The organism is Nostoc sp. (assembly GCF_041747015.1).
Classification (GTDB): Bacteria; Cyanobacteriota; Cyanobacteriia; order Cyanobacteriales; family Nostocaceae; genus Nostoc.
The window spans coordinates 1-10,720 of record NZ_JBGTFY010000169.1 but is presented as its reverse complement, the minus strand read 5'-3'; the positions used below and the strand labels follow the sequence as shown (position 1 = coordinate 10,720).

At 40.3% G+C, this 10,720-nt stretch carries 10 protein-coding genes; 4 read left to right on the top strand and 6 right to left on the bottom strand.

Features of this window, described 5'->3' with window-relative positions:
* Nucleotides 1-142: 142 nt before the first annotated feature.
* The 4 genes from pstA to ACEW80_RS13455 form a co-directional block, all read right to left on the bottom strand.
* On the bottom strand, nt 143-1,030 hold the full coding sequence (pstA, locus tag ACEW80_RS13470; protein WP_373527066.1) for a phosphate ABC transporter permease PstA: 888 nt from the start codon (nt 1,028-1,030) through the stop codon (nt 143-145).
* A gap of 77 nt (nt 1,031-1,107) precedes the next feature.
* Entirely contained in the window at nt 1,108-2,085 is a 978-nt protein-coding gene (pstC, locus tag ACEW80_RS13465; protein WP_373527065.1) for a phosphate ABC transporter permease subunit PstC, read from the bottom strand.
* A gap of 206 nt (nt 2,086-2,291) precedes the next feature.
* On the bottom strand, nt 2,292-3,335 hold the full coding sequence (gene pstS / locus ACEW80_RS13460) for a phosphate ABC transporter substrate-binding protein PstS (protein ID WP_373527064.1): 1,044 nt from the start codon (nt 3,333-3,335) through the stop codon (nt 2,292-2,294).
* 620 nt (nt 3,336-3,955) lie between these two features.
* The gene (locus ACEW80_RS13455; RefSeq protein ID WP_373527063.1) at nt 3,956-4,909 is read right to left on the bottom strand and encodes a stage II sporulation protein M; all 954 of its coding nucleotides are present in this window, start codon (nt 4,907-4,909) and stop codon (nt 3,956-3,958) included.
* A gap of 80 nt (nt 4,910-4,989) precedes the next feature.
* On the opposite strand from ACEW80_RS13455, the gene ACEW80_RS13450 reads away from it, so the two are divergent.
* On the top strand, nt 4,990-5,835 hold the full coding sequence (locus ACEW80_RS13450; protein WP_373527062.1) for a glycerophosphoryl diester phosphodiesterase membrane domain-containing protein: 846 nt from the start codon (nt 4,990-4,992) through the stop codon (nt 5,833-5,835).
* A gap of 45 nt (nt 5,836-5,880) precedes the next feature.
* Entirely contained in the window at nt 5,881-6,666 is a 786-nt protein-coding gene (locus ACEW80_RS13445) for an RDD family protein (RefSeq protein WP_373527061.1), read from the top strand.
* Between the two features lie 67 nt (nt 6,667-6,733).
* Here the strand turns inward: ACEW80_RS13445 and ACEW80_RS13440 are convergent, their stop codons facing one another.
* Both ACEW80_RS13440 and ACEW80_RS13435 read right to left on the bottom strand, forming a co-directional pair.
* Nucleotides 6,734-7,339 (bottom strand): Uma2 family endonuclease, encoded by a 606-nt coding sequence (locus ACEW80_RS13440; RefSeq protein WP_373527060.1) that lies wholly within the window; start codon nt 7,337-7,339, stop codon nt 6,734-6,736.
* Between the two features lie 272 nt (nt 7,340-7,611).
* A complete protein-coding gene (locus ACEW80_RS13435; RefSeq protein ID WP_373527067.1) occupies nt 7,612-8,400 on the bottom strand; it encodes a DUF1868 domain-containing protein in 789 nt (262 codons plus the stop codon).
* 174 nt (nt 8,401-8,574) lie between these two features.
* Here ACEW80_RS13435 and holA point away from each other — a divergent pair, with 174 nt between their 5' ends.
* Complete coding sequence (holA, locus tag ACEW80_RS13430; protein WP_373527059.1) at nt 8,575-9,564, top strand: DNA polymerase III subunit delta; 990 nt, start codon at nt 8,575-8,577, stop codon at nt 9,562-9,564.
* 307 nt (nt 9,565-9,871) lie between these two features.
* Entirely contained in the window at nt 9,872-10,351 is a 480-nt protein-coding gene (locus tag ACEW80_RS13425; RefSeq protein ID WP_373527058.1) for a DUF4168 domain-containing protein, read from the top strand.
* Nucleotides 10,352-10,720 lie beyond the last annotated feature (369 nt).

Here is a 10,720-nt window from a genome sequence, read left to right as displayed (position 1 = left end):
TGTAGGTTGGGTTGAGGAACGAAACCCAACCTACACATTTTTATTTTTTGGGCTTAACCGAACGGTATTGGGAGTGGAGTATTCAGCAATTCTGACCTGAGGCGGAGCGTCTCCGGCTCGACTCCTGACGCCTAATTTATTTCTACTTTATTCTTCTCTGTCTAATAACTAAACGCGAGACAATACTGACACATAAAATTAAGCTGAGTAAAACTATAGAAGTAGTCCATACTAATTGGCTTTTTTCTGGGTCGGGGTCGTTATAGAGGTTAAAAATTAATACTGGTAAGGAAGCTGTTGGACTTAACAATCCTAATTTTTCTGACCAGTCAAAACTAAATAAAGCGGTAAAAATTAAGGGTGCTGTTTCACCAGCAGCACGAGCTACAGCCAATAAAATGCCTGTAGTAATTCCGGGGATTGCAGCAGCCACAACAATGCGAGAAGTAGTTTGGAAGCGAGTTCCCCCCAAAGCAGCGGAGGCGAGGCGTTGAGATATGGGAATAAGTTTTAGAGATTCTTCAGTTGTGAGTACGATTACAGGTAGCATAATCACAGCTAAAGCAAAACCACCTGCGATCGCACTAAATCCTTTAGTTACCAAAACAATGATACCATAGGCGAATATACCTACAACTATTGAAGGCACGCCTGTGAGAATACTGGCGATAAACCGAACAATACCAGCAATTGGGCTGGTTTGACCAAACTCTGCCAAGAAAATTCCTGTCATTATCCCTGTGGGAATGCTTAAGACAGCACCAATTCCGACCATGATTATGGTTCCCAGGATAGCATTGGCAAACCCATTATCAATGACTGTTTTGACAAAGATTTCGGGTTTAATTCCAGATATTCCCCGAACCAGAATTTCCCACAAGATTGAAAATAAAGGAATGAGAGCTATTCCTGTAAAACCAAAAGCGATCGCATTCATTGTATATGCAAATATGACTCGCTCTGGTGGTAAAGGACTGCATAATTCTGCCGCCAGAGATTCATCATTTTCCGACTGTATATAATTACTCATATTTCTCACAAGTTTAATTTATTTACAATGCCCAATGCCAACCTTAACGAGTAATTTTATAATCATCGACCTGCTAATTATTTATTTGTTCTGCCAACCCACTTTAGCAATAATACAGCACCAATATTTACAGCTAGAGTTAACCCAAACAAAATCAATCCCAAATAAGTTAAAGCACCAATATGCAATCCCGGCTCGGCTTCTGCAAATTCATTAGCTAATACAGAGGGAATTGTATAAGCTGGATCAAGTAAAGATGCACTGATTTGAGAAGAGTTACCAATCACCATAGTCACAGCCATTGTTTCACCCAAAGCCCGTCCTAATGCGAGCATTGCTGCACTTACTATTCCCGAAAATCCAGCTGGTAGCAAGACTCGAAAAATTGTTTCCCAACGGGTACCACCCAAAGCCATAGATGCGCTACGTAATTCTTTAGGTATAGCCAGTAATACATCACGAGTAATTGCTGCCATTGTAGGCAGAATCATGATGGCTAGAATAATTCCAGCAGTCAACATATTTGTGCCAGCAGGATCTTGTGTATTAAACAGTGGTATGAATTTAAAAGTATTGCCTAGCCACTTTTCTAAAGGTTCCAAAACTGGAATAAAGACAAAAATAGCCCATAAACCAATGACCACACTAGGAATTGCTGCAATTAGTTCCACAACAAATGCTAAGATTGTTCGCAGCGATGAAGGTAAGAAATTTTCACTCGTTACTAAGGCTATAGCAATTCCTACTGGTATAGCTAATAAAATAGCGATCGCACTACTAACCAAAGTTCCATAAATATAAGGTAGTGCACCAAAAATCTGATTACCTGTATCCCAATTTTGACCCCACAAAAACCCCAGTCCAAACTGCTTAATGGCTGGCAAAGCTTCGGAGAAAATTACCCAACTCATCACAAATAGGACTGCAACGGTAATCAGGGCAAAAAAGTATACTAGCCGTGTAAAAGCTTGGTCAAACGAGAGATTTGTGCCGCTGATAGCTGTTAAATTGAGATTTTCATCATCTAGATTTGAATGATGTGATGAATTTGCCATTACAAATTAATAAAATAGATTTTTTAGTATCAGTGGGGTGACAATACTGCTCGGTTTAGAAAATCCACCAACCTAAAATCTTAGTAGAAACGTGAAATCTCGCATTTCCACTAAGATTAACGCTAATAATCCTTAACCGAGCAGTATTCAGTCGGCTGGGCTGTTTGCCCATCCTAACTAAAAGAAGAAAGTAGTAAGACTACAAATTAAGGCTTGACAGTACTATTCACTGTCTGAAGTACACGGTTGACCACAGAAGATGGAATCTTGGTGTAGTTAAGGTCATCATTATACTGTTGACCGTCTTTCAATACCCAATTAATCCATTTCTTGATGGCATCAGCTTTAGCAGCATTAGCATACTGTTTGTAAACCATCATCCAAGTAAGACCGACGATAGGATAACCCTGTCCTGGATCTCCTACAAAAACGCGGTAGTTGTCTGGGAAACTCACAGTTGATAAAGCTGCATTGGCAGATTGTAAAGAAGGAGCAACAAATTCTCCTTTCTTATTTTGTACTAATGCTGATTTCAAATTGTTTTTGAGAGCGTAGGCATATTCTACATAACCAATAGAACCAGAAGTACGAGATACTAAAGCAGCTACGCCAGGATTACCTTTGCCTTTAAGGACGTTTGGCAGATTCCATTTTGGAGCAGTGGTAGCTCCAACTCTGCCTTTAAAATAACCACTGATCGCACTCAAGTGGTTAGTGAAAATGAAAGTTGTACCGCTACTATCGGCGCGAACAGCAAATTTAATTGTTTGATTTGGTAGATTCGCACCTGGATTATCAGCTTTGATTTTCGCGTCATTCCAATTGGTAATTTGACCTGAGAAAATTTCTGGTAGTACCTTGCGGGACAATTTGAGTTCACTAACGCCCGGAAGATTGTAAACTACAGAAACAGCACCGCCTGCTGTCGGTACCAAGATTACACCGTTCTTGACTTTAGCGATTTCTTCATCTTTCATTGCAGCATCACTACCACCAAAGTCAACGGTTCCATTAGTGACTTGACGAATACCGCCGCCACTACCAATTCCTTGGTAATTAATTCTCATGTCTGGATATTTCTTTTTAACTTCACGAGCATAGCGTTCGTAAAGCGGAGCCGGAAAAGTTGCTCCTGCACCGTTCAGTGTTTGAGCTTGGGCGATCGCACTAAAAAATGGACTAAGTGCAACAGAAGCTGTCACCACTGAAGTAGCAACGACACGATTCAAGATGGTGGTGGAAAAAATCATATTACCTCAGATTAAAGGAATATTTTTCTGCTGTAATTACAGCCTTAATATAAGCTACATTTTTTACGGTTAAATATGAATTAACGAAAGATTAAGATGTGTTTAATTTTTACTTTTAAATATTTTTTTTACTTATTGAGATTTGATTTACTAGATTAGTTTAGTAAAAATATGCTGATGAAAAATTTAAGTTGAATTTAAATAATTAAATGTGAGTCAATAACACAATTTCAAAATTATCACTTCGGTAGAAAGCGAGACTCAAAGAACCTTTGGGAGGCTTTAACTTAGGCAAGTATTTTCAACGAATCAAACTCTGCTTTAGGAGCAATCGATCCTCTTCGGCAAAATCTAATCAAGAAGAGATGGCAGAAGCAGCAAACGATAGACCTATAGTGCAAGAACTAAACGAAGACCTTCATCAACAAGCAACATCATGCGATCGCTTACTTGACTAATGACAAGACAATGTGTGGCCTTGTAACTGTACAAAGAACGGATCAAGACTGTTATCTTCATCAGCGTATACAACATCTAACTGCTGAAATCTTAATTGAAAAATATTTACCTTATTCTAAAATATTTTTTCAATTTACCAATCCGCTGTTACCTAAATTATTTCATGCTTTCCTACGGCTACAATACAGCACCAAAAATACAAACAATCCCATTCCTGCTAGATATTTAATTGCATCAGGGACGCTGGGATTAGGAGAAAAAAAGCCTTCGATCGCACCAGCAATTATCAACATTGGGATAATCCCAAATACTAGCTGTACCGCTTGAGAACCATAGAATTTCAGTGCATCCCCACGACGATATTTACCAGGAAATAAAATTGCTCTTGCTAATAAAAATCCCGCACCCCCAGCAAAAAAGATGGCGGGTAATTCCAAAGAACCATGCGGAAACACAAACGCCCAAAAAGGATAAGCTAGATTATTTTGACCTACCAAAGTGCTAACAGCACCAATCAGTAAGCCATTGAATACCATCAAATAAGCAGTGTATGCCCCGGCGGTGATGCCACCGGCAACAGCCCCAAAAGATACCGACAGGTTATTGATCGTGATACTGCTGGATGCCAGAGGTTCAACGCCAACAATTGACCCCATCCACAATTTATGCTCATCTCGCACCTTGGTAATCAAACTTTCAGGTACTATCAACGACATAAAACTAGGATTTTGCCAAGAATACCACCAAGCCACTAATGCCCCCAATAGAAACAACGTCGTCGCAGCCGCAATATATGCAAATGTTTTCTGAACTACAGATGGTAATCCCCAGCGATAAAATTCTAGGATTGCCTGCCATTCCTGTCGCCGCGAACCTTGGTAAATCTGCGTGTAGGCACGAGTTGTTAATGATTGTAAACTTTGTATCAAAGTATTTCCGATTTGTTGCGTGCGCGCACGAGCCAAATCTGCCGCTACTGAACGATATAAGCTCGCTAACTCTCTAATTTCTGCTGCCTGTAGGGATTTTAGCCCCTTTTTTTCTATCTGTCTTAATAGGGCATCCAAACGCTGCCAATTCGGTTCTCGTCGCGCAATCCAACGTTGAATATTCATGAATTTTGGGAACACTGAATTTAACTTAGCTTAAGATAGCCTCAAATTCATCTGCGTAATTTCAAGGGAAATTTGACATTATGTCTGAAAATTTTGGATCTCCTGGTCAGATACTACCACTGAGTATCGGTAACGTTGTCAGTGCTGCGGTGCGGTTGTATCGTTCTCATCTGAAGACTTATTTGAGGTTGGCTTTAATTGCTCACTTGTGGGTTCTAGTTCCGATTTATGGCTGGGCAAAATATGCAGCCATCTCTGGACTAATTTCACGCTTGGCTTTTGGAGAATTGATTTACAAACCTGAAGGTGTTCAAACTGCCAGTAGCCATATTAATCCCCGTCTTTGGTCATTTTTAAGAGTTGGCTTGCAAGTAGGTATATCTTTGCTTGTAATTTATTTGGGACTAGCGATCGTGGGCGGTGTGCTAGCTGGCTTGATCGGAGTAGCATTAGGAGGGATATTAGGCGCTTCAGGCATTATAGTCGCAACCACATTGGCAATAATTGTCACGGTAGTTATTGTATTGTTGGGACTAACCTGGTTCTACTCTCGTTGGATAGTAGCTGAAGTACCCCTAGCAGTTGAAGAAAATACCAATGGTGGCGAAAGTGTTGCCAGAAGTTGGGAGTTAACCAAAGCCTCAGTATTTCGCATTCAGGGCATTGTTTTAGTTTCTTTTATCGTTACACTACCGTTGGTATTTGTATTAAACTATATACCTAGCTTATTTCTCTTAAAGCTTGAGCAAGGTTCCCCCATCTACTCAATTGTGTATTTTATTTCTTTGATTGGAAGCTTGATAGGTGGAATTTTAGTCATGCCATTCTGGCAAGCACTAAAAGCTGTTCTATACTTAGACTTGCGTAGTCGGCGTGAAGGGCTAGGTTTGCAATTACGAGAACCTCCCTCGCCAGATTTTCGTTAACTCAACACCTTAATTGAACTCAATTAATTTTGAATTAGTTAAAATATGCGCTTTTTTAATCGCATCACATTCCAGACTCCAGAAAGTGTGGAGCTGGAATTTACTTTAGCAGGAATCGGTAATCGAGCTTTGGCGCTGTTGATTGACTATACAGTTTTGACTCTAACCTTGCTTGTATTTTTCCTTACCTGGACTGTCTTTTCTACTCAACTGTTTAATTTTTTTGAGGACTTGATTACAAATGCTCAGAATTTAGGACTTTGGTTAATAGCAATTTTCTTTCTAATCGCCTTTGCAATTTACATCGGCTATTTTGTATTTTTTGAAACCTTATGGTTTGGGCAAACTCCTGGTAAACGCATTACTAAAATTCGCGTAGTTCGAGATGATGGTAGACTCATTGGGCTACAACAAGCAACGCTACGTGCCTTACTGCGACCCTTTGATGAGATTTTGTTTATTGGCGCTTTTTTAATTATGTTAGGTAGTCGAGAAAAGCGTTTAGGTGATTTGGCAGCTGGCACAATTGTAATTCAAGCCCAAACACCCACTACATCAAGAATATTAACAATTTCTGAACAGGCAAAAATACTTCATCAGCAGTTAATCGAAATTGCCGATTTATCACCCTTGTTACCTGATGATTTTGCTATTATTCGTGAGTATTTGCAACGACGTGGTGCAATGTCACCAAAGGCAAGAGCTTTATTAGCTCTAAAGTTAGCCCAGCAGGTTCAAACTATTATTAATTTAGAGAAGTTGCCGGAAGCTGTTACATCTGATATTTTTTTAGAAGCAATTTACCTCGGCTATCAACAACCGGAATTTTAGGCGGGAGATTTTGTACTTCTGGTGATATGTTTAAAGTAGGCGATCGCTTATCACTCTTTTTCTACACTTAACGAGGCAGAATGTCATCTAAGCGAAGTTGGAGACGAGGCAAAAGCGGCGAGTTAATTAATTGGTTGAGTCGATATTGTCGTTGAGTATAAGTGTCTTCAACTAGTTGACAAACGGTGAAAGTAGGTTGTTTGGGTTTCCCAATAAATGCTACACCGCCCAATCCGCGATAATCCACAATCCAATATTCAGGGATACCTAAGAGCGCATATTCCTCAACTTTCCTTGCATAGTCAGTTTCCCAGTTGGTGCTAACGACTTCCACCACTAGTTTAATTGAGCGTCCAAGAGTAATTATAGGTTCTCGCTCCCAAAGGGGTTCACGGTCAAGAATGGTTTCATCGAGAACCACGACATCAGGACGACGAGCTGTAGCTGTATCCGCAAAGGGGTAAATTAAACAAGTGCGAGGAATAAACCAGGGGAGTTGTTCGGCAACAAGGTAGATCCCAATTTGGGTTGCGAGTTTGCCACTCACCGTTTCATGCGGGCCAGTGGGTTCCATGTCAATTAGTTCTCCATCTGCTAGTTCATAGCGGGGATTGTCTCGGTATTGGGAGAGAAAATCTTCAAATGTGAGGTCTTTTGGGGAGATATATGTCATAAAAATCAATCTCCTGAAAGAATTCATCGTAGGTTATAAGTTTTGCTTCTGTTATTTGCATCTTACTAGACTTTTTGATAACACGTTCAATCATCATCAAGTGGCTTGGTGGTAGGCTATTATTTGCAGGGTATATTCGTATTTCTGAGTTGATGAGAAATTACAACCTCTTGATCATAAAAGAGTGTCTAAGCTCAGAAAGTGTTAATTTGAGCAATACGAATAAGCAGTAGTGAGTAGAAAACACTAACTACTCACTACTCACTAATCACTTAAAAATTTAAACTCGGCCAGTCCGCTTCACGATAATAGCGGGTCATGTCATCAAACTTTCGTAATTCGACACGATTAATCACAAATTCTGGCAAGTTCAACAGCCATTGTTGATTCAACTGAGAAAGCATCGTGCTGAAGCTTGTGCGGTCTAAATCAGATGAAACCTCCCCAAAATAGGCTAATGTAACATGGGCTGTGAAGTGATAATGCTGCTCAATACCCAAGGCAATTAACTTAGGGCTTTGATAAATTGTTCGGCGAAATTTAATAATTTCCTCGTAGCAGCCTTCATCCTGGGGTACTAAACAAACAGCTATAGCTCTTGGCATCAGTATCAGTCCCAGCATTTGCCATTGAATAGGATGAGTCCTGTCTGTCATCAATTGTTGATATTGCTGAAACACTTCGGCTAAACAAGAGTGTAACTCCTCGTCAAATTTGGGATTTTTTTCGCAAATGTGAAGGTAAGCACTGTCCCAAATTAAATCCGCTAAAGTCAGATGGAAGCTACCAGGTGGTAGAGGCACAATCAAATCACGGCTTACAGGCAACTGCAAAAGTTCCTGTTGGCAAGTCTGTAATTTGGCATAGAAAGCAGAGTTTTGTGATTCTTCTGCTGCTGGCGGAGTAATTAGGGTGTAGCCGGGAAAGGACGCTGCTTGTCTCAACCCAGAATGGGGCTGAAATTTAGAAGATTCCTGAATATGCTGAACTTGGAACCTGTAGGATTCTGGTAGCGTCAATCGTGCTAACCGATTTAAGTAAGTTTGATAGTTGTCGTCCAATCTTCGTAGCCTCATGCTCTCACTTGATAGATTTTAGGGAAAATTACCTTGATTAACAGAATGATTTAAAAAGTATTTAGTTTTTGGGTGTGATGATTGAGGAGTAGAGACGCGATTAATCGCGTCTGTTATAAGAATTCTTCCCCAATGCCCCATGCCCCATGAGGTTTATCTATGCCAATCTATGTTTACTGGGGTGAAGATGATTTTGCTATAGAAAAAGCGATCGCTATGCTGCGCGATCGCATCCTCGATCCTCTATGGATTAGTTTTAACTACACTTCATTCTCTCCAGATCAAGCTGATGCTGTAATCCAGGGGTTAAATCAAGTCATGACACCCACTTTTGGCGCTGGTGGACGCTTGGTATGGCTGATAAATACTACCCTCGGCCAGCACTGTCCAGAGAATGTGTTAGCAGAATTGGGGCGATCGCTACCAGTGATTCCCGAAAACTCATTTTTATTGCTCACCAGCCGTAACAAACCAGATGAACGCCTCAAATCTACAAAATTGTTAAAACAGTTTGCCACTGAGTTCCGAGAATTTCCCCTTATTCCCCCTTGGAAAACAGAATTACTGGTGCAATCTGTTAATCAAGCATCTCAGGTTGTGGGCGTTAAACTCAGTGCCAAGGCTGCCCACTTGTTGGCAGAATCCGTAGGGAATGATACACGACTCCTGTACAATGAATTAGAGAAATTGCGGCTATATGCTCAAGGTAACAATAAGCCTTTAGATGTAGATACTGTTACTAAGTTAGTCAGAAATACTACTCAAAATAGCTTACAATTAGCAGCAGCAATCAGAACAGGAGACACGGCTAAAGCTTTGACCACCTTGGCAGATATAATCAATGCTTCCGAGCCGGGATTACGGATAGTTGCTACATTAATTGGACAATTTCGCACCTGGCTCTGGGTGAAGATTATGATCGAAAGTGGGGAACGGAATCAACAAGCGATCGCTCAAGCTGCTGATATAGGTAATCCTAAAAGGATCTATTTCTTACAGCAAGAAATCAAGCTTCTTTCTTTGAAACAGTTAATCTCTTGCTTACCCTTACTACTGGAGTTAGAAGTGAGCCTCAAGCAAGGAGCATCAGAAATGTCAACACTCCAGACTAAAATAATCGAACTTTGTCAAGTATGCCAAGGAAGTTAACTATCAAATTTGAAGAAGTCAGAATGGGCTAATCGCCCCGCTATCGCTAACAGGAATCAGAATCAAGACGCTCTCTACGTTCGCACAGCGTGTCGCAGACAGACGCTGCGCGTAGCTTACTTCCCTGTAAGGGTAAACAAACTCGCTATCCGCTAATTGTACAGAATACCCAACTGAATTCTGAATCCTGACTCCTGAATTCTGTTTGATAAAAGCTTAATGTATTGACAAGTTACTGGAACTTCCACCTCAGAAAGTAATTCAAAGTTCTTATAATATTCCTGATTAGTTCTATACCATATACTCTATGAAGAAAATTTCCGATTTAGTTTACCAACCTAGCCGAAAGCGAATCCTTTCCAAATCAGTCTTTTTTAGCGTTATAGCCAGTGCTAGTGTGATTTGCAATGCTTTTTCATGGAGTTCAAAAGCTGACGCTCAAACTCCACCACCAGTCAATAATACTGAAATCAACAGCTACGCTCAAGCCGTGCTAGCGATGGAGCCAGCACGTCAAAATGCTTTTGAAGAAATTAAAAAACTTATTAGCAATGGAGAAATTCCCAAGATTGTTTGTAACGATTCTAACAGCATCAATGGTCTTCCAAAGAAGGCTCAAGATATCGCCGTCGAATACTGTACCCGCGCTCAAAAAATTGTTGAAGATAATGGTTTGAGCTTTGACCAGTTCAACAAAATTACTATAGAACTACAAAATAACAATATCTTAAAACGGCAGGTTTACAATACCTTATTACGCCTGCAAAAAACTCCTGAGCCTCGGTAGTTAAAACTTGCATAAAAATTAGAGATGATTACATTAAAAATAACTACCTCCGCATGAAAGCGAAGGCTGGTAATACTTCTCGATTAACCACTACCCCTATTGATTGATAAAATAGTTGTTTGGGGATACTGGGTTAATGACTAATAATCTATTGCATTTGAAAAATCACTTCTGATTGCGATCGTAGTACTCAGTTACAAGTTAAGCGATCGCCCCAATACACAATAATTATTTAGGGCTTGCTGAACAAAAGTGAAACATAGTCTAGGTAAGGGTTTTGAGCATTTTTTCACCAAGCAAGTGCAAGACTATAGCATCCAGAGGTTCAAAAACCTTGCACTTTCGTCGGCGAGCGCCGGGCAAATTGGG

Bases quoted from the DNA above. Each gene is read 5' to 3' on its own strand.
- ACEW80_RS13440 (WP_373527060.1), bottom strand. From the start codon at position 7,339: ATGACATATATCTCCCCAAAAGACCTCACATTTGAAGATTTTCTCTCC.
- pstS (WP_373527064.1), bottom strand. From the start codon at position 3,335: ATGATTTTTTCCACCACCATCTTGAATCGTGTCGTTGCTACTTCAGTG.
- holA (WP_373527059.1), top strand. From the start codon at position 8,575: ATGCCAATCTATGTTTACTGGGGTGAAGATGATTTTGCTATAGAAAAA.
- ACEW80_RS13425 (WP_373527058.1), top strand. From the start codon at position 9,872: ATGAAGAAAATTTCCGATTTAGTTTACCAACCTAGCCGAAAGCGAATC.
- ACEW80_RS13455 (WP_373527063.1), bottom strand. From the start codon at position 4,909: ATGAATATTCAACGTTGGATTGCGCGACGAGAACCGAATTGGCAGCGT.
- pstC (WP_373527065.1), bottom strand. From the start codon at position 2,085: ATGGCAAATTCATCACATCATTCAAATCTAGATGATGAAAATCTCAAT.
- ACEW80_RS13445 (WP_373527061.1), top strand. From the start codon at position 5,881: ATGCGCTTTTTTAATCGCATCACATTCCAGACTCCAGAAAGTGTGGAG.
- pstA (WP_373527066.1), bottom strand. From the start codon at position 1,030: ATGAGTAATTATATACAGTCGGAAAATGATGAATCTCTGGCGGCAGAA.
- ACEW80_RS13450 (WP_373527062.1), top strand. From the start codon at position 4,990: ATGTCTGAAAATTTTGGATCTCCTGGTCAGATACTACCACTGAGTATC.